The sequence below is a fragment of the Micrococcaceae bacterium Sec5.8 genome, from assembly GCA_039636775.1.
Lineage (GTDB): Bacteria > Actinomycetota > Actinomycetes > Actinomycetales > Micrococcaceae > Arthrobacter.
In genome coordinates this window covers 1,630,705-1,649,498 of sequence record CP143429.1, presented here as the reverse complement: position 1 = coordinate 1,649,498, position 18,794 = coordinate 1,630,705, and the positions used below count along the sequence as shown (strand labels likewise).

Below are 18,794 nucleotides of genomic sequence, written 5' to 3'. Positions count from 1 at the left end.
CCGGCGCCCGCCCCCCGAAAGACAGGACTTGCACCATGAATACTTCCCTCACCGGCACACCGCCGGCGCGTATCGGCATCATCGGGGGATCCGGGACATACCAACTCCCCGGAGCGGTGGTGACGGCAACCATCGACGTTCACACCCCCTACGGGCCGCCGTCTGCTCCCGTGACTCTCGCCGAGGTGGCCGGACGGACGGTGGCCTTCCTCCCCCGCCACGGCGGAGGACATTCACTGCCGCCGCAGAAGATCAACTACCGCGCCAACGTGTGGGCTCTCAAGAGCCTTGGCGTTGAGGCCGTCCTTTCCTCCTCGGCCGTGGGTGGCCTGCGGAAAGGCTTCGGCCCGGACACCTTTGTGGTAACGGACCAGCTCATCGACCGAACCTGGGGACGCGCGGACACCTTCTTCGACGGCACCGTTGTTGACGGCGTCCCGCCCGCCGGAGTCCAGCACCTCCCGGCATCCGAGCCCTTCTGCCCCACCCTGCGTACGCACGTGGCCGCCGCCCTCAAACGACGCAGCATCGCCTTCGTCCCGCGAGGAACGGTCGTGGTGATTAACGGACCCCGCTTCTCCACAAAGGCCGAGTCCGCCTGGTACGTCACCGGAGGCGCTGACATTATCAGCATGACCCAGTACCCCGAACCCCTGCTGGCCGCTGAGCTCAACATGGGGTTCGTGAATCTGGCATACATCACCGATTCAGACACCGGGCACGACGGCTCGGAACCGGTCACTGCCGACGCCGTTTTCGCCCGGCTGAAAAACGCCCAGGACAGTGTGCTGGCCGTTTTGGAAGCGACAGTTGCCGCCATCAGCGAGGACTACCAGTCCCGGACGCTGATGGACCCGGAAGCGGTGCGCCGGATCATGGCACTCCCGGCTGTCCGGGAACTGGCGGACGCCAAATGAAACTCCTCGTCACCGGAGGCGCCGGGTTCATCGGTTCGCATATTGTCCAGGCTGCCCTCGCCAAGGGCTGGTCCGTGCGGGTTCTCGACTCGTTGCTCCCGGCGCTTCACCCCGCGCCCCCGGTCTTTGACCCCCGGGTGGAACTCATGACCGGCGACGTCACGGACCCGGCCGCGGTCGACTCTGCACTACAGGGTGTGGATATCGTCTGCCACCAGAGTGCGAAGGTCGGGCTGGGGGTCAGCTTCGCCGACGCACCGGACTACATCCACAACAACGACTACGCCACAGCCATCCTGCTGGCCGCCATGGAACGCCACCACATCACCCGGCTTGTCCTGGCCTCCTCCATGGTGGTCTACGGCGAGGGGGCGTATGCCGACCCACGGACCGGTCTTCCCGTCCGGCCCGGGCCCCGTGATGAATCTGACCTGCAAGCCGGGATTTTCGATCCCCGCAACCCGGATTCCGGCGCCGTCCTTGTCCCTGCCATGGTCACCGAGGACGCCCCCCTGGATCCCCGCAATGTCTATGCTGCCTCAAAATTGAGCCAAGAAAACTTAGCCGCAGCATGGGCCCGCAGCACTGGCGGCTCTGCAGTCGCCCTCCGCTACCACAACGTCTATGGGCCCAGGATGCCCAAAGACACACCGTACGCCGGCGTCGCATCCCTTTTCCGTTCGGCACTGGCCCGCGGGGAGGCGCCGCGCGTTTTCGAAGACGGCCAACAGCGGCGCAGCTTCATCCATGTCCGGGACATCGCCGAAGCCAACACCGCCGCCGCCGAGTTCCTCTCAGACGGCGCAGCGGGTTTCCGGGCCTACAACGTGGGTGCGGACGAGGTACGGACGATCGGTGACGTGGCCACGGCATTGAGCATGTTCAGCGCGGGCCCGGCTCCTGTCATCACCGGAGAGTACCGGCTCGGCGATGTCCGCCACGTCACTGCGTCCTCGGCGTTGATCAAGGCCGAACTGGGCTGGGCCCCGTCAGTGGGCTTTGAAGAAGGCATGCGGGAATTTGCTGCCGCTCCCCTGCGCGGAGAACCGGCATGACCAGGTCCGGTCTCCGGCTGGTCAGCACCGGATGATCTCGACCCTGCGGGCCCGGCGTTCGAGGACAACGATGACGGCGCCGGAAACCAGCACCAGGAACACCCAGAACCACAGAAGGTTCATGGCGTAATCTGCCTCAAGGACCGTCACGGACTGCGCGACGGACTGCGCCTTCATCAGGATCCCCACCACCAGGGTCACGACGGCGCCGAGAAGCAGTGCACCGCGTAGAATGGCGGCGGACGTCGGCTGAAGTTTCGCACCGGCCCGGGTCAACCCGGCGCCGGCGAGCGTCGAGAGCGGCACAAGAACTCCGTCGTGAATCAGGATGGCCACGGCCATCCAGGTGAGAAGGCCCATGAGCTGCCCGGCACCCAGCTGGGTGGGCAGCTCCAGCAGTCCATAGCCGAGTATGGCCACTCCCGCGACGCCGAGCACCGCACGGGAGGCGTTCACCGCAAGGGACTTTCTCATAGGACCTCCACGCTGTGCAGCCACTTGGTCTGCAGCACCCCGGGACGACCGGGAGCGATGATTCTCGCCGGGTAGCCATGGTCCAAATCAAGCACCGAGCCGTTCAGTTCAAGGGCCACCAGGGTCTGCTCGTCCCGCGAATACTCGGCCGGCATATTCATCGTGCGATAGGCACCTTCCGGCTCCAAGCTGATGAAACGTAAGGGTGAATCCGCGGGGGCACCGACGGCTGCGAGCAAATCGACGACACGTACTCCCCGCCATGAAGCCATCTGGCTCCACCCTTCCACGCACGCGATCGGCAATTCGTGGGTGTGCTGGGGAAGTGCCCGGAGTTCGCCCAGGGTAAAGGAACGGCTCGATTCGCCGGAGCGGACCTTCAACGCCCAGCCCGGGGATTTCGCCAGCTCGATCACCTTGGCGTCGGCTGCTGTCCGGTTAACCGGCACGCCCTGGGGACCGGTACCCATTTTCCGTGGGGCGAACAGGTTGGCCGGTGCCAGCCAGGAGAACGATTGCCCCGCGGTGGTCACGACGACGGCACCGGTGGCTGCCGCGACAGCTGTCAACAATGCCCGCCGGGACCAGCGGCCGGGACCCGTTGCCACTGCGTCCGCCGGGCGCTCAGCATCGGCCGTTCCGCCGACTGCCGCGGCCTGCTCTGATGCATCGAAGCGCCGCGGAGAGTTCCGACGCCAATGACCTGCAATGACCGGGAGCTTGACGGCAATATGCAGCAGGAGCGAACCCCAAATCACCCAGGCCAACCAATAGTGGGTCTCACGGAACGGAAACGGCCACGGATACCACTTGTAGGTATTGATAAGGCCCGTGGTCAGCTGCAGGAGCGAGGAGCCGACAAACAAAGCTATGGAAGCCCGCTCAGCACCGTGCACCAAGGACTTGACCGGCGGCCACGCCAGAAGTTCGGGATACACCGACCAGAGCTTGGCCAGCAGCAGTGGAATCGCGGCGATTCCCGCGGTGACATGCAGTCCCTGCGTCAGTTGGTAGATCCATACCGGCCTGGTGGGGAACACCATCCACGACGGCGGATTTTGCAGTCCATGACTGAAGAGCCCGGTCAAAAAGCAAATAGTGAAAGTTATTCCGAGCCAACGGCCCAGGACGACAGTCAGGCGTGTGCTGCGCGTCGGGGAGGCAAACTTTCCCGCCAACGCTGTAGTGAGCCTTTGCCCATCAAACTTTTGCATAACCGGATCACTTCACCATTCCGTGGCTGCCAGGAACCACACTAACCTCAACCCGGAACGCCACGGACCCCCAAGGTCCGTGGCGTTCCCAGGTTTTTCGGGTGGGTGTTATTTGGTATTGACGGTGATCTTGGCGATGCCGACGAGCATGTCGGCTTTCACGGCGTCGGTGTTGAAGGTTTTGTTCAGGAGCCCGGCGGCGGTGTCGGAGATCAGCACGCGGGTGCCTTCCAGGACCGCGGTGTCACCGGCGGCCTGCAGGGGCTTCAGGGTGGAGCCGTCCAGATTGAAGATGTAGGCCTGCTTGACGGCGGTCTTACCGTTGACTGCGACGTCACCGTAGAGCTTGGAAGTGCCCGGGTCGATGGTGAAGTTGGTCAGTTCGACCTTGGTGTCACCGGCGGTGAGGGAGAACCCGGAGCCGGCGTGGCTGATCAGGCCCTGGACAAACGGGCGGTAGTCCTTGGCGGGGTCGTAGTAGTCGACCTTGCCGCCGGTGATCGGGAAGATCAACGAACCATCGGTCAGTGCGGCGGTCCCGACGGTGCCCGGGGTGAGTTTCAGGGTCTCCAGTGCCTTCGCGAAGGAAGCGTCGAGCTTTACTGCGGTGGACGTGCCGGTCAGTGCCGGGATCGAGGCCATCGGCTTGGGCTTCTCAGCCGCGGCAGAGGAAGAGGAGGACGCCGAGGTGGCCGGGGCGGAGGAAGCATTGTCCGCCGGGCTGCAGGCGGCCAGGGAAAACATGAGCGAACCGGCAGCGGCAACGCCGAGGAAAGTCTTGATGGATGTGCGCATGGGAGTGCTCCTTGAAAGTGTTTCAGTGGATGATGCCGATCCCGCGGCCGTGATGCACGGCCTGACATTTTCGGGCGGGTCCGGCTTGGTCTGTCAGGAGTACTTCGAGAGCACACCCCACCCCGGATGGGTCACCACCGAACCGACACCAACCCGTTACCCAACCACACCACCCCAGTCCCCGGAAGAAACTCAATCGGATCACCAAGAGCTCAACTTCATTCCTGCGATGTTCAACCGCCTGCACCTGAAGCGCGCAATTCAGGAGCTTAAAGCCAATGGACGCAAGAACCCCCGCCGTCTCTCACGCGCGGCTCGGCGCCGAACACGCTCACCGGCTCACCCGGGCGCGAAGCAAGGTCCAGGCCTCGAGAAATGGGGAGTGAGAAAAGGGTGAGGCGCCCATAGCGGTCGCCTCACCCGGTTTCGCTACGGTGATTTTGAGCTGTAGTGCTGGACGTTCTATTTCTGCAGGAAGTCCAGCAATGCCTGGTTGAACTCATCGGGGTGGCTCACGTTGCAGCCGTGCGGTGCGCCGTGGATCACGTGCAGGCCGCTGCCGGGCAGAGCTGCGTGGGTCCGGGCACCGGATCCGGCGAAAGGCACAGTGCCGTCGCCGTCTCCGTGCAGGACGAGTGCCGGGACGGTGACCTTGGGCAGGTCATCGCGGAAATCGGTGGTGCCGAAGGCTTCCATGCAGGCCAGCGCCGCCTTCTTATCAGCCTGCTTGCAGAGCCGGAGGGCTTCCTGGCGCTGGACCTCGGTGACTTTCAACTCCCCGTTGACGGAGAAGAATTGCCGGGTGAAATCGTCGTAGAAGGAGTTTTCGTCCTTCGTCAGGCCAGCAGTCATCTCGGCCGCCGCGTCCTTGGTCAATGGCCCGTCCGGGTTGTCCTGGCCCTGCATCATGTAGGGCGGGACGGCGGCGGCGAAAACGACGCTGCGCACCCTGTCACTGCCGTACCTGGTGAAGTAGCGGGCAACTTCACCACCACCCATGGAAAATCCGACGAGGTTAGCGTCCGTGAGTTCGAGCGCCTCCAGAAGGGTGTGCAGGTCCTCGGTGAGGATGTCGTAGGTGTACCCGGTGTGGGGCTTGTCGCTGCGTCCGAAACCCCGCCGGTCATAGGTGATGACCCGGTAGCCGGCATCCTGCAACGCCGGGATCTGGGCTGTGAAGGATTCCCCGGACAAGGGCCATCCATGGATGAGGACAACCGGCCGGCCCGTGCCCCCAGTGTCCTCGACATGCAGGTTCGTGTCCTTGAACAGGCCGTGATGGGCAGTAACTTCAGTCATGAAAAGCCTCCAACTCTGAGATGGGATCGGCGCACCACGCCGACTCTAACCAATTCGTCAACAAACTGTCGTTTGGATGGGTCGCAGTGGCCCTGAATCGGGCTCACTTAGTCAGCCGCCCCTGCACTAGCGCTGAACTATCGAACCAGGCCGTTCTTGCCCTTCTCAGAGCCAACTACTACCCCGTGCGGGTCTTCCTGGCCCTGGTGGCACCCTTGCCCGCGGTGACGGCTGCGCTGGGGTGTGTTCCCTCGCTGCGTTCCGCCGCGAGGCGTCCGCGTTTATGGGTTTCATTCGCGCCGGTGTGTTCCCGACGTCGTCTCAGTTTTCAGGCCCTGGTCTTTGAGTCGGCTGCTGTCGTTGCCGGTGACGCGGTTCTCCATCTCGCAGCCGACATATTCCATGCGGGCGAAAAGTTCTTTTTCTGCTCGTTCGTACCGCTGGTCCAGGTACTCCCATTGTTCGCTCTTGACACCGGCCTCGGCCAGAAGCCTGGCCTCGTGCATATTCTTGGCTGCTTTCACGAACGCAGGATCCTCGAAGTGCGCGTCGCCGGCTCCGTTGATGTTCGCTGTGGTTTCTTTGCGCAGCTGATCGATGTCGGGGCCGTTGACCCCGTCCTTGCTAATGAGGAACATTCGTTCCTTCACGATGGCGTCCGCCACTTCTACCGCTGCAGGAGTCTTAGCAGTGTGAGCGGTCTGCAACGCCCGGGCCAGTTCGGGGTTGGCCAGGTACTCCACGGGTACTTTGTGGCGTTGCATTTCCGGGTCCAGTGTCGCTGCTTGGACGCGGAGTTCTTCGGCGCGGGCCGCGACGAGCAGGCACATGGCCTTATCGTGTTCGGCGGCCGCCGTCCGTGTCTCTTCCTAGCTGCGGTCCAACGCGTCCTGACGCGCCTTATCCGTTGCGGCGGTCTGGATATCTGACTCCAGATATGCGCCGTCCGCGCCGACGTCGTGAGTGTCGATGCCGTAGCGGGTGAGGACTTCCTGACGGATCGTCTCGGATGCGGCCAGAGCGGTCGGGTCGTGGTCCTTCCAACTCATCGCGACGGTGTGCGCCATGGCGATGTCATCAGGTTGAGCCTTGTCCCACCCCTGGTCCTTCTGTACCGGGGCCAGCGCCGCGTGGGCGGCACTGCGGTCTCCCGTGAGGCGACCCTGGGCTTCGTGCGCTGCCTGAGCGTCCGGGTGTTCCTGCTGCCGTTGGGATTCCTGCCGGCGACGGGCCAGGGTCTCGGCAATGCGCGAGGCGATCATCAGCGACTGCCGCATTCCGCCGTCCACAACATCGTCCATTCCGTCTGATTCACTCATCGTGCTCCTTACGTTGTTGGTCGTGGACTCTATCGGTCCAGCACGGGGCCGGAATCCCGGCCCGTGTGCTGGCCGGTTGTGGCCGGCGTTGACGTACTCGGTACCGCTGACCCTGGACGGACGGGCGCCATGCCGCGCAGTCCGAGTTCGACGGAGTTCGGCGCTGCTGCCTGTTCCGGTGTACCGACGGTGACCGGTCGGGGCATGGTCGCTGCGAACGGTTTCAGCTGATCAGTGACGACAGCCCGGAGCCGCTGCGCTTCACGGGTTCGTCCGGGCTGTTGGTGCATCTCGTGGATAGCGAAAGCAGTGTTCACCAGCTGCAGCATGAGCGCCGACTGGGCCGCCGTCTTGTTCTTACTGGACGCGGCCATGAACAACATGGCAGTACCGGCAATCGACGGCAGGGCTACGGGCTTGCTGTGTTCCCGTGGTGCCCGGAGCTGGGCGGTGCGGGACAGCTCGGCGGCGGTAGCCGCCAGCCGACCCGGCGTCGGTTCGAGCCGGTGGGACAATGCCGCGAACGCACCGGATACTTCCCGCGCTGCTTTCGCCCGGGTCGCGTGGTCATCACGGAGCAGTGTGCGCAGCTGCTCAACGAGCGCGGTCGCGTTTGCGGGTGTACTCGACCCACATTTGCGCCGGTGGGGTTGCGTTCTCGGGACCGGTCTTGGACACGGTGCGTTTGTTGCGTGCAGCTGCGTTCAATTCCGCAGCAGCCTCGGTAGCCAGGGGCGGTTAGTCCATCCATTTTTCGCGCAAAGCCCCGAGCTTCAGGTCGGAAGCGAGGGTGCCTCCGCCGAACCAGATCGGGCGCTCTCCTAGCTTGGGACGTTACGCCACGGAGTACCCGACAACGACATCCGTGGTGTTCTTCGCGTAGCGCGGCCGGACCAGCAATCCGGTGTCCCGCGCGCGGCGCACGAACTCCGCTTCGGTTGCTGAGGCACTGGCGCTGGCGCGGACTTTCCGGGCCAAGAATGAGCGGTGCATTTCCCGCTCGTCCCGGACAGCGGTGGCTTTCTCGGCCTGGTCGTAGCCGCGGGTGGCGTGCACGGTGGAGAGCTGTTCCAGCCCATACTTTACCTCCAGTTGGGGCGCGAGGACCAATGCTCGGGAAAGTGGCGTCAGTGATTGATCTTCCTTGATTTGGCGGCAATCTTGATCCTGAGTTGAGGATGTCGGTTCTGTTGCGTCCAGGGTTTTCCGTCGTTTTTCCCAACACGGCTTATCGACGTGGATTTCGCTGTAATTCGCTCGTTGGGGATGGGGGTCTGCAATCCCCATTTCTCGACAAGATGCTTAGGGTGACTCGCGCGAGCATTGGTCCTCAACCCCGTGACCCGTCAAAGGTGAACACGCGGGAAGGATGGCCGTCCTATGTTGAAACCAGTTGCTTCAAGCAGTCATGTCATCGCTAACCCCAGTCCCCGTTGGGATCATGTGACAAAACGCAAGCCCCGGTACTTGCCTGTGGCAACAGTCCACCGGCCACGGATCGCAGTTCCTACCGACAGGCCCCCTACCGGGGCCTTTGTGTGCGTATCGAACGGCGGCTCGGATTCTCAGGCGGCAATTGGACTGCCGTCGCCGGGACTGGGGTGTAGGTGGTACCGTCGCGGAGCATGGCCCAGCGGACGTTAAGGCGGCGGGGGGCCAAGGACAGGAGCGTCTGAATATGAGTTTTACTTTGGCCGCATTTGCGGTCGTAGTGGCCCGTGAGGCGGGGCAGGATCTCAGGGCCGAAGCCTGGCATGCTCAGCAGTAATTCCTACTTGACTTTGAACGCGTGGGACTAACGTTCACCCACGTTAGATAGCTGTGCTTTGGCCAGGACGACGCAATCGAGTGCGGGGCGAAGCCCCCCGGCTACTGGCCGGCTGCGCGTGTTTGCCACCTGGATCTCCAGGCCTGCCTCTTGCAGCCATTGGGCTACTTGGTCCGGTTTTTGCAGTACATTGGGGTCCTGTGGACCACCGGATCCGTGTTCAGGATTGTCGGCATCGTGATTCACGAGCAGGAAGGTGCCGCCTGGCGCGATAGCAGCGGCGGCTGTAGTCACGGCGGCCTCGAGCTGAGTTGCCGGTAGTTGTAGGTAGGCGACCAGTACGAGATCGAAGCTTTCGGCGGGAGACTCGATCTCGCATGCGTCTGCCACTGTCCACTCGATCCGGTTGCCGACGCCTGCAGTCTCAGCATGCCGCCGACCGGTTTCCAATCCTTTCGCTGAGAAGTCGAGTGCTTGGACCTGCCACCCGCATTCAGCCAGCCAAATTGCGTGGCGTCCTTCTCCGGCGCCCAAGTCGAGTGCTCGGCCTGGCGCCAGTCCCTTGAGCTCATTGGCAACCCAAATGTTGGGTTCGGAACCCCAGACTCGGTCGGATTCACTGTAGCGCCGGTCCCATCCCGCGGCATCGACGGTTTTCATCCTTTAGTCTCCCTCTTCGGCGGACGCGTCCATGGCTCAAGGCTGACCCACGCCCCCTGAATCCTCAACCAACGTTGCCGATCCCGGGAACGGGTATTTCGTGGGCCTCAGCAGCTGGCCGCAGCGAAAGCCCGGATCCGAATGCCGCGGCGGCCGTGGGAAACGGGGCAGTTAAGGACCTCGCCTGCGGGCCCAATGATGGTTGCTGGGTCGGCCTGCAACGACTCCCAGCGGCCAGGAGCGGCTGGCGGGCCGGGTAAGTAGGACGCGCCAGTTCCGCAAGTGTAAAATTTGGGGCATCGGCCGTCTTAGACGCGTCGGATGCGCACACCTGTGTCGGCAATGGCCGCACTTCGCCGAATTGCTGTGCGCTCTTGGAACGGGGTTCGTATGGCACGCACGCTGATCTCAACGAAGCTGTTCATCCCGAAAGTGCGACGCCATGTGGTGACCCGCACAAGACTCCTGGACAGTCTGCGCCGGGCAACCGAGTCGCGATTGACGCTGGTGTCTGCTCCGGCCGGGTTCGGCAAGACAACACTCCTTGCCGAGTGGCTCGGCGGAATGGAGGAGGAACACCGTCGTATTGCGTGGGTTTCACTCGATGCTGCGGACAGTGACCCTGCGTCTTTTTGGGCCTATGTTGTGTCCGCGTTACAAGCAACGATGCCTGGTGTCGGACCGTCTGCCTTGGAGCTCATTCCTCCGTCCGACGTCTCGATCCAGCCCGTGCTCACCATGGTGCTGAATGATCTGGCAATGCTGCCGGACGATGTCTGGTTGGTGCTCGATGATTACCACCTCGTTGACAGCCACGAAGTCGCCAACGGGATGGTCTTCCTGCTGGACCACATTCCGTCCCACGTCCACGTTGTGATCAGCACGCGTGCGGACCCTGAGCTGCCGTTGTCCCGTTGGCGGGTGCGCGGCGAGCTCGTCGAACTCCGGGCGGCTGAGCTGCGCTTTACGTCCGGGGAGGTCACCGCGTACCTCAACGAGGTAGCGGGTTTGGATCTTTCCGCTCGGGACGTCGCGGCTTTGGAGCAGAGGACTGAGGGGTGGGTAGCAGCTCTGCAGCTGGCAGCGCTGTCCCTCCAGGGCCGCGAGGACGTTGCCGGTTTCATTGCCGGGTTCGCCGGTAACGACCGGTACATCGTCGACTACCTGGTCGAGGAGGTATTGAAGCATCAACCAGAGCCGGTTCGCACCTTCCTTTTGCTGACAGCCGTACTCGACCGATTCAGTGGGCCGCTCTGTGATGCTTTGACAGGAGGCGGCGATGGGACGGAGATGCTCACGGCACTGGAGCGGGCCAATCTTTTCATCATCCCGTTGGATGACCGTCGTGAGCGGTACCGCTACCATCACCTTTTCGCGGACGTGTTGCGGGCGCGTCTGCTTAGTGAACAGCACGAGTTGGTCCCGATGCTGCACCAGCGCGCCAGTACATGGTACGAGCGCAACGGCCTGCTGGAAGACGCTGTCAGGCATGCCCTCGAAGCCCAGGACTTTAACCGCGCGGCCCGCCTGATGGAAATGGCCGTGCCGATAATAAGGCGTAACCGGCAGGAGGCCCTTTTGTTCGGCTGGCTCACGGCACTGCCGGCGGACGCTGTCAGGAACAGCCCAGTGCTGAGTGTCTTCTTCGGATTCATGCTCATGGCTTCCGGTAACCTCCACGAGGTGGAAGCGCACTTTGAGGACGCGGAACAAGCACTCGCTGCGGTGCCGGCCGGGGTAGCTGCGCCGTGGACCGACACTGAAGAGCTGCGGACGCTATCGGCGACCATTGCCGTCTACCGGGCCTCCCTGGCGCAGGCGCGGGGCGACGTGGCCGGCACACTCGGGCACGCCCGGCAGGCCCTGGCCCTGGCCGGCCCTGGCGACCATCTCGCACGCGGCGCTGCCGCCGGCTTTCTAGGTTTGGCCGCCTGGGCGAAGGGGGAGCTGTTATCCGCCCTGGAGACGTTCGCGCAGGCGGTTGCCAGCCTGCACGCATCCGGCAACCTCATTGATGCGCTCAGCAGCACCGCCGTCCTCGCTGACATGTGGCTCGCGGCAGGCCGGCCCGGCACGGCGCGGGGGCTCTACCAAGAAGCGCTGAAACTGGCCGACGCAGAGGGTGACCCCGTCGCCCGGGCAACCGCCGAGTTGCATGTGGGTCTTGGCGATATTGACCGGGAGGCTGGAAACCTCGCTGCCGCGACGCTGCACCTCGCTACCGCCAGTGCGTTCTTCGAGCGGGCGCCGCTGACCGAGAGCCGTCACCGGTGGTTCATAGCGAGGGCGCTGATTGCTCGCGCCGAGGGAAACCTGGACGAAGCCACCAACCTTCTCGATCACGCTGAGCAGACCTACCGGCCAGGATTCTTTCCCGAGGTTCAGCCGATTGGATCGATGAGAGCCCGCATCTGGATCGTCCAAGGCAAGAGATCGGAAGCCGCCGAGTGGGCACAGGCGCGAGGGGTATCTGCAACAGATGAAGTCAGCTACCTGAGCGAGTTCGACCACCTCACGCTCGTGCGGCTGCTCTTAGCGCAGCACCGGGAACATCCCGACAGCGGCGCTTCCGGACAAGCCGATCACCTTTTGGGACGGCTGCTCAAGTCAGCAGAAACAGACGGACGCGCCGGGAGCGTACTGGAGATCCGCATGCTGCAGGCTCTTGCCCAGGCCGGTCAGGGACACCGGGCGCAGGCCCGCGGGATGCTTGGTCGGGCTTTCGCGGAGGCGCCCGAACCTGCCGGCTATGCCGGGCTCTTCCTAGCCGAAGGGCCGCCGATGATGGAGCTGCTGCGGGACGCTGCCAACCACGGGAACGCCGAAGGCCACCCCCAGCAACTGCTGACCCTGGCTATGCCGCCCAAAGCCCAAGCCCCCGTTCAGGGGCACCGGCTGATTTCCTCGGCAGAAGAGAAGTTGAGTCGGCGCGAGCTGCAGGTACTCCAGCTTCTCGGCAGCGAATTGAGCGGTCCGGAGATCGCCCAGGCGCTGTTCATCTCACCCAACACGCTGCGCACCCACACAAAGCACATCTTCACGAAGCTCGCAGTCACCACCCGCCAGAGTGCGGTCCGCCAGGGGCGCGCCCGGGGCCTCACCTAACCGGGAACCATATCTCACCCTGTCACTCACATCATGGGGTGATGCCTGCTCACCCGACCTGTCCTTAGGTTTGAATCATTCCCCGCCGCCCTGACGCGGAGACCCAGACCCAGGAGACCAAGATGACCATCACCACCACCACCCTCACCCGGGCGGCCGGCCTGTCCGCCATCGCCGCAGGCCTACTATTCATCGGCGTCCAAATCAACCACCCCCAACTGGACGCAGAGTTCGCCACCACCACCGAATACACGGTCCGCCAAAGCCTGAAGGTACTCCTGGCCGGATTGTCGCTGGCCGGCATCACCGGAATGTACCTGCACCAAGTCAAGCAGGCCGGAGTATTGGGCCTGATCGGGTACCTGGTCTTCGGTGCCGGTTACCTCATCATGACGAGCGTCGAGGTGATCGGGGCCGTTGTCTTTTCGACTCTCGCCCACACAGCACCCGGATACGTCAACGACGTCTTTGCCGTAGTCACCGGCGGCCACGCCAACGGGGACATCGGCCTAATGCAAGTCCTTAACCTCGCGGCCGCGGCTACATTCCTGGGCGGCGGACTCCTGTTCGGAATTGCGCTTTTCCGTGCCAAGGTCCTCGCCCGCTGGGCCGCCGCGTTGCTCGCCATCGGCTCCGTGGCGACCCTGGCCATCCCCTTGCTGCCGCAGATCAACGAAAGGCTGTTCGCCATCCCCACCGGCGTTGCGATGGTGGGCCTCGGATACTCGTTATGGCGAGCCCAGCGCGCCGGGGCTATTCGATCACTGCCCCAGAACGTAGGACGCCCGCTCAATCCGGCCGCCAAGTGACCATCTACCCGACGGCACGGTCCGCCCGGTCGGTGCGATCGACCGGGTGGGTGCCGTTCGCGCTGGTCGCCCTCGTCCTGGTCCCTGCCGCAGCCGGCTCCTTACGCCTGATCGAGTTGGCCGGCGGACCACTCCTCATCCCGGAGAACACCCGCATGACGGACTCCCCCGTGCCCGTGGTCGTTCACATCGTCAGTGCGATCCCGTATGCGGTTCTGGGCGCCTTCCAGTTCTCCCCGAAGTTCCGGCGCCGCTGGCCGGCCTGGCACCGCGCGGCCGGACGCGTCCTCGTGGTCCTGGGACTCACTATTGCGTTCTCCGCCTTATGGATGACGCAGTTCTACCCCAGGCAGCCCGGCACCGGGGAGCTCGCCTATCTTTTCCGGCTTGCATTCGGTTCCGGCATGGCGGCCAGCATCGTCCTCGGCTTCGCGGCGATCCGACGCGCTGACGTCACACTTCATCGGGCGTGGATGACACGTGCCTATGCGCTGGCTCTTGGCGCCGGCACCCAGGTCTTCACCCAAGGCATCGGGAACGCGGTCTTCGGAGTCAGCGAACTGACCACGGACCTCATGCTGGGGGCAGGGTGGGCCGTGAATCTCATTGCCGCGGAGGTCATCGTCCGCCGCAGCGGCGGCAGGACAGGCCGGACAACGGTCGAGGCAGGGCTCTCATGACTGGATTCCACACGCCCGGTGGCTACCGGCTACGGGTCGAAGGCCACCTCGATGACCACTGGTCAGCCTCATTCGGTCACCTCACTCTCACCCGCGAAAACGACGGCACCACAAGCCTGCGCGGTCCCGTCGCCGACCAGGCTGCCCTGCATGGGCTGCTGACAAGGGTCCGGGACCTCAGCATTGTCCTAATTTCCGTGGAAGCCATCGACGTAACGGACGAAATCGGAAGCAAGGCCGGCGGAGCCACGACCCGGCAAGCCGAACCCATTCACCACGCGCGGGTCGACAGCGGCTATCCGGCGAAGCCGTAAGGAAACCGAGCAGCTCCCTGGGCCCGCCCACCCTGCTGGGCCCCTCAACTCGGGCGCCTTGAAGGGCGGCCTACAGGCGGCCAACCCAAACACCGCGTAGGCAGGATCGCCCCGACACCCGTCCCCTCAACATCAAAGGATCATAATGTCCGATGCCGTCCTCTCCCACCGGGGGCCCGTTGCCCACGCCGGGACCCCGGCCGCCGCCGTGGATGCCCGCGGCCTCCACAAATCGTTCGTCAACGTCCACGCCGTGAACGGTATCGACCTGAACATAGCGCCGGGTGAAATCGTGGCATTTCTTGGCCCCAACGGGGCAGGCAAGACCACAACTATCGATATGCTCCTGGGACTGGCCAAACCGGACCGCGGGGATGTGCGGATCTACGGCCACACGCCCCGCCACGCCATTGCGCTCGGACAGGTCTCCGCCGTGCTCCAGACCGGCGGACTGCTCAAAGACCTCACGGTGCGTGAAACCCTGGCCCTGACATCCTCACTGTTCCCCGATACCCAGCCGGAGAACGATGTACTTATACGCGCCGGAATACTTGAGATTGCGGACCGTCTGGTAGCGAAATGCTCCGGCGGCCAGCAACAAAGGCTCCGCTTTGCCATGGCGTTGGTTTCGGACCCTGGGCTGCTGGTGCTCGACGAACCGACAGCCGGAATGGACGTCAAGGGGCGGCGTGATTTCTGGGACACTATCCGGTCCGACGCCGCCCGCGGTCGGACGGTCATTTTCGCGACCCACTATCTGGACGAGGCCGACACGTACGCCGACCGGGTTATTCTTCTTCGGCGTGGACGAATCGTGGCCGACGGCACCGCCGCCCACATCAGATCCCTTGCCGCCGGCCGCACCATCCGGGCCTCCGTGAGCAACCTCGACGCCGACCTCGTGAAAGCCCTACCCGGGGTGGACTATGTCCAGGCACGCGCTGATACGGTGACCATCCGCACCAAAGATTCCGATGCCGCCGCCCGGTACCTCCTGGCCCACACCGACGCCAGCGACCTGGAAATCACCTCCCACAATCTCGAAGACGCGTTCCTTGCGCTCACCACCGATAACGACGGTGATGCCGACGTGTTCCGACAAGCAGAAGAAGACACCAAATGAACGCCGCCCCCGCCCCGTTTGCTCCTTCGACGGAAGGCCAGGGCCCAAGCCTTGGCGGGTTCAACAGGACACTGTTGAGCATTGAAATCAAACGCCGTCTCCGGAACAGGCGCACCCTTTTCTTCACGATCGCGTTCCCCGTCATGATGCTCATCGCCGTCGGCAGCCAATACCGAGACACTCCGATTGACCCCAGACTCCCGGTCAGCAGCGGGGGAACCTCTGTGACCGCGTTCATCATGATCAATATGGCCGTCTACGGAGCAATGCTGGCCTCGACCTCCGCCGGTGGCGCCGTGGCAATCGAACGGGCGCAGGGCTGGAGCCGCCAGCTGCGGCTCACGCCCCTCACACCCGCGGCCAATATCGCCGTCAAAGTAATTGGCGGCCTTGCCGCCGGACTGCTCGCCGTGCTCGGCACGTTCGCCGCCGGAATCTTTCTCGGCGTCCGCATGGAACTGCACATCTGGATTCTCGCCGGGCTGACCGCGTGGCTCGGCTCCCTCGTCTTCACAGCGCTGGGCCTGTTCGCCGGATACCTGGTGCCCTCCGAGAACGTCATGCAGTTCATGGGGCCGGCCCTGGCATTCCTCGCGTATTTCGGGGGCCTCTTTCAGCCCCTGAAAACCATGACGCCCGCATTGCAGCGCATAGGCGTCTGGACGCCCACCTACGGCCTTGGCGATATCGCCCGGGCTCCGCTCGCTGGGGATGCCTTCAATTGGGCTGCAGCAGGGAACGTTCTGCTCTGGCTCATCCTTTTCGGCGCCGGCGCCGCCCTTGCCTTCCGTCGCGACACCCAGCGCGTCTAACATCCCCGTCACCCACTACCGAAGTCCCGGTTCGGGACGTCCTCACGCGTCACGTTGGGTAACGGGCTGATGCGGGTCGGCACCGGCCGTAGGCTCAGACGCTTCGGCGGGTTTCGTTGCTATTCGTTGAGGTTCTTGCTTGCTTTCGCTCGGACGTGCATCTTTTCGCCTTGTCCTCCGAAAACGCTTAGTACCTCTGCCTGCTGATCTCCCGTGCTACCAAACCAATGCGGCACGTGAGTATCGAACTCCGCCACCTCGCCGGGGCCGAGGACCAGGTCATGGTCACCGAGAACGAGGCGCATACGGCCCGACAGGACATAAAGCCATTCGTAACCGTCGTGAGTCTTCAGTGCGGGCTCCGTTTTGGAAGTGGGGATAACAATCTTCCATGCCTGCAACCCCCCGGGTTGCCGTGTCAAGGGGATCACGGTGCGCCCGTTCGCGTTTCTGGGTTTGAGGCGGATACGGGGATCGCCGACTTCGGGGGCACCCACCAGCTCATCCAACGGCACATGGTAGGCCTGGGCCAACGGTAGAAGCAGCTCCAGGCTCGGGCGCCGTTGCCCAGTCTCCAGTCTGGACAACGTGCTCTTGGAGATGCCCGTCGCGGCGGCGAGGCTGGTCAAGGTGACATCACGCTGCATACGCAGGCGCCTGAGCCGGGCACCCACTTGATCCAACGCTGAGGCGATCACTGCTGTTTGGTCTTCCACAGGACCATCAAACCCCCGATTCCCGGAAACGGCAACGTTTGTTGCCGACACAGGACACAAGGGCGATTCTGAAGTCATGACTGATTACGACGTATTAATAGTGGGCGGCGGTGGCGCAGGATTGTCGGCTGCTTTGGTTCTAACCAGAGCCCGCCGCAAAGTTCTGGTCGTCGACGCAGGGGAACCGCGCAACGCCCCGGCATCACACATGCAGGGCTTCCTCTCGCGCGACGGTCTCCCTCCCAAAGAACTCCTGTCCCTAGGCCGGGACGAGGTGAAAAGCTACGGGGGCGAGATACTGGCTGGCACGGTCACCGAGCTGGTCCCATCGGGTCCAGGATTCTGCGTATTACTCTCAGACGGACGGCGCGTTTCCACACGTCGTCTCCTCGTGGCCACCGGGCTGCGCGACGAACTTCCATCCATCCCCGGGCTTGCAGACCGGTGGGCAAAAGACGTTCTGCATTGCCCCTACTGCCACGGCTACGAAGTCCGCGACCAACAGCTCGGCGTCCTTGGCGGCGCACCAGACACGGTTCGCTACGCACAGATTGTTCGTCAATGGGCCAAGGACGTTGTGCTGTTTGTACCGGCCGGCTCCCTAACTAAACCTCAACGTACGGAACTGGTGGCCCGTTCAATCGGAATCGTCGAAGGCGAAGTCAGCCGGATTCTGGCCGAAGATGACCACCTGCATGGCGTCGAAATGCGTGACGGCAGCGTCATCCGGCGTGAGGCACTGTTCGTTCCACCGCGCTTCGTCCCCAACAATGATCTCCTCGTCCGTCTCGGCTGCCAGATTGACGAAACCGGGTGGGCCGTCAAAGACGGCGCCGGCCAGACCACGATCCGCGGTGTGTGGATAGCGGGGAATGTAGCCAATCCCCGCGCCCAGGTAATCACCGCCGCCGGAGAAGGATCCGCAGCCGCAATGGCGATCAATGCGGACCTCGTCGACGAGGACGTCCGGGACTCCATCACAGCCTTCAATTTGGGCTTTTAGCCCGACTTTCCACGTCAACAAAAAATGCTAACCAATATAGGAGAACCCATGTCGAACCCATCCACGACCGCCCGTCCCACGCCGCCGACAAAACACCAGCTGGCACTGATGATCTGGGTCGCCGTCTTCCCAACCCTGACAGTGATCAACCTGCTCTTCGGTGAACAGCTCGCCCCTCTCCACCCGGTCCTGCGCACTCTCGTGCTGGCAACAATCGCCGTACCCATCGTCATCTACGGCATCATGCCCCAACTCCACCGCCTGCGCGCCCGGCTACTGAACCGCTCCAGCTAACACGCGACCTGCCCGACCTCTGCAGCTGCGCAGCCTGCGTGACAATACGTGCGCAGGCTGCACGGGCCTCTCGCCCGTGTAGAACAACCACGAGACCTAGGAACCCACACATGGATTTTGCTTGGACCGTACCGGTAGCCCTCATCATCTCCGGCACCACCTACGCCACCTTCAGCCAGTACTTCAAACACAAAGAACGGCTCGCGGTCTCCGATACCCGAAGCTCTGCCGATCCCGGAATCCAGCGCCAAGACGTGGACACGATCACACAATCAACCGCAAATCGCTGAGCTGCGCGCCAGCCAGCTCGAGAAGCAAGGTTAGGCGCCTTTGGGGCTTCCTCTATCTATCCCTCCGCTACCTCTAGGCGACTTACTGTGACCTACTGGGAACAACTCCCGAAGAGGGAGGCATTGACTACGCCAGCCTCGCATAGC

Annotated in this window: 21 protein-coding genes and 1 pseudogene; 11 read left to right on the top strand and 11 right to left on the bottom strand. The window is 63.5% G+C overall.

Features of this window, described 5'->3' with window-relative positions:
* Nucleotides 1-35 precede the first annotated feature (35 nt).
* Complete coding sequence (locus VUN84_07595) at nt 36-917, top strand: MTAP family purine nucleoside phosphorylase (protein ID XAS65494.1); 882 nt, start codon at nt 36-38, stop codon at nt 915-917.
* A complete protein-coding gene (locus VUN84_07590; protein XAS65493.1) occupies nt 914-1,972 on the top strand; it encodes an NAD-dependent epimerase/dehydratase family protein in 1,059 nt (352 codons plus the stop codon). The genes VUN84_07595 and VUN84_07590 overlap by 4 nt, the downstream gene beginning before the upstream one ends.
* A 21-nt stretch (nt 1,973-1,993) precedes the next feature.
* On the opposite strand, the gene VUN84_07585 is transcribed toward VUN84_07590, so the two are convergent.
* From VUN84_07585 to VUN84_07540, 10 genes and pseudogenes are all read right to left on the bottom strand, one after another.
* Nucleotides 1,994-2,446, bottom strand: coding sequence for a hypothetical protein (locus VUN84_07585; protein XAS65492.1), 453 nt, complete (start codon nt 2,444-2,446; stop codon nt 1,994-1,996).
* Nucleotides 2,443-3,534 (bottom strand): molybdopterin-dependent oxidoreductase, encoded by a 1,092-nt coding sequence (locus VUN84_07580; GenBank protein ID XAS65491.1) that lies wholly within the window; start codon nt 3,532-3,534, stop codon nt 2,443-2,445. Before VUN84_07580 ends, VUN84_07585 begins: the two co-directional genes overlap by 4 nt.
* A 234-nt stretch (nt 3,535-3,768) precedes the next feature.
* The gene (locus tag VUN84_07575) at nt 3,769-4,455 is read right to left on the bottom strand and encodes a hypothetical protein (GenBank protein XAS65490.1); all 687 of its coding nucleotides are present in this window, start codon (nt 4,453-4,455) and stop codon (nt 3,769-3,771) included.
* A gap of 462 nt (nt 4,456-4,917) precedes the next feature.
* Nucleotides 4,918-5,754 (bottom strand): alpha/beta hydrolase, encoded by an 837-nt coding sequence (locus VUN84_07570; protein XAS65489.1) that lies wholly within the window; start codon nt 5,752-5,754, stop codon nt 4,918-4,920.
* A 290-nt stretch (nt 5,755-6,044) separates the two neighbouring features.
* On the bottom strand, nt 6,045-6,584 hold the full coding sequence (locus VUN84_07565; GenBank protein XAS65488.1) for a hypothetical protein: 540 nt from the start codon (nt 6,582-6,584) through the stop codon (nt 6,045-6,047).
* 39 nt (nt 6,585-6,623) lie between these two features.
* Complete coding sequence (locus tag VUN84_07560) at nt 6,624-7,073, bottom strand: hypothetical protein (GenBank protein XAS65487.1); 450 nt, start codon at nt 7,071-7,073, stop codon at nt 6,624-6,626.
* Between the two features lie 29 nt (nt 7,074-7,102).
* Nucleotides 7,103-7,588, bottom strand: coding sequence for a hypothetical protein (locus VUN84_07555; protein XAS65486.1), 486 nt, complete (start codon nt 7,586-7,588; stop codon nt 7,103-7,105).
* A gap of 319 nt (nt 7,589-7,907) precedes the next feature.
* A complete protein-coding gene (locus VUN84_07550; GenBank protein ID XAS65485.1) occupies nt 7,908-8,183 on the bottom strand; it encodes a hypothetical protein in 276 nt (91 codons plus the stop codon).
* A gap of 412 nt (nt 8,184-8,595) precedes the next feature.
* A pseudogene (locus VUN84_07545) lies at nt 8,596-8,831 on the bottom strand (hypothetical protein).
* A gap of 37 nt (nt 8,832-8,868) precedes the next feature.
* Nucleotides 8,869-9,501 carry a class I SAM-dependent methyltransferase gene (locus tag VUN84_07540; protein ID XAS65484.1) on the bottom strand — a complete coding sequence of 211 codons (633 nt, stop codon included), beginning with the start codon at nt 9,499-9,501 and terminating at the stop codon, nt 8,869-8,871.
* 342 nt (nt 9,502-9,843) lie between these two features.
* Here VUN84_07540 and VUN84_07535 point away from each other — a divergent pair, with 342 nt between their 5' ends.
* The 6 genes from VUN84_07535 (at nt 9,844) to VUN84_07510 (ending at nt 16,344) form a co-directional block, all read left to right on the top strand.
* On the top strand, nt 9,844-12,606 hold the full coding sequence (locus tag VUN84_07535) for a LuxR C-terminal-related transcriptional regulator (GenBank protein ID XAS65483.1): 2,763 nt from the start codon (nt 9,844-9,846) through the stop codon (nt 12,604-12,606).
* 122 nt (nt 12,607-12,728) lie between these two features.
* On the top strand, nt 12,729-13,415 hold the full coding sequence (locus VUN84_07530; GenBank protein ID XAS65482.1) for a hypothetical protein: 687 nt from the start codon (nt 12,729-12,731) through the stop codon (nt 13,413-13,415).
* Nucleotides 13,412-14,095: a DUF2306 domain-containing protein gene (locus tag VUN84_07525; protein XAS65481.1), complete on the top strand. Its 684-nt coding sequence runs from the start codon at nt 13,412-13,414 to the stop codon at nt 14,093-14,095. Before VUN84_07530 ends, VUN84_07525 begins: the two co-directional genes overlap by 4 nt.
* A complete protein-coding gene (locus VUN84_07520; GenBank protein ID XAS65480.1) occupies nt 14,092-14,409 on the top strand; it encodes a hypothetical protein in 318 nt (105 codons plus the stop codon). The genes VUN84_07525 and VUN84_07520 overlap by 4 nt, the downstream gene beginning before the upstream one ends.
* Before the next feature lie 145 nt (nt 14,410-14,554).
* On the top strand, nt 14,555-15,532 hold the full coding sequence (locus VUN84_07515; protein ID XAS65479.1) for an ABC transporter ATP-binding protein: 978 nt from the start codon (nt 14,555-14,557) through the stop codon (nt 15,530-15,532).
* On the top strand, nt 15,529-16,344 hold the full coding sequence (locus VUN84_07510; GenBank protein XAS65478.1) for an ABC transporter permease: 816 nt from the start codon (nt 15,529-15,531) through the stop codon (nt 16,342-16,344). Before VUN84_07515 ends, VUN84_07510 begins: the two co-directional genes overlap by 4 nt.
* 119 nt (nt 16,345-16,463) lie before the next feature.
* Here VUN84_07510 and VUN84_07505 read toward each other — a convergent pair whose 3' ends face one another.
* Entirely contained in the window at nt 16,464-17,060 is a 597-nt protein-coding gene (locus tag VUN84_07505) for an XRE family transcriptional regulator (GenBank protein ID XAS65477.1), read from the bottom strand.
* Nucleotides 17,061-17,136: 76 nt separating this feature from the next.
* Between VUN84_07505 and VUN84_07500 the strand changes: the two genes are divergently transcribed.
* The 3 genes from VUN84_07500 to VUN84_07490 all read left to right on the top strand — a co-directional run bounded on the left by VUN84_07500 (nt 17,137) and on the right by VUN84_07490 (nt 18,647).
* Entirely contained in the window at nt 17,137-18,063 is a 927-nt protein-coding gene (locus VUN84_07500; GenBank protein XAS65476.1) for an NAD(P)/FAD-dependent oxidoreductase, read from the top strand.
* Between the two features lie 48 nt (nt 18,064-18,111).
* Nucleotides 18,112-18,357: a hypothetical protein gene (locus VUN84_07495; protein XAS65475.1), complete on the top strand. Its 246-nt coding sequence runs from the start codon at nt 18,112-18,114 to the stop codon at nt 18,355-18,357.
* A gap of 110 nt (nt 18,358-18,467) precedes the next feature.
* Entirely contained in the window at nt 18,468-18,647 is a 180-nt protein-coding gene (locus tag VUN84_07490) for a hypothetical protein (protein XAS65474.1), read from the top strand.
* Nucleotides 18,648-18,794: the final 147 nt, after the last annotated feature.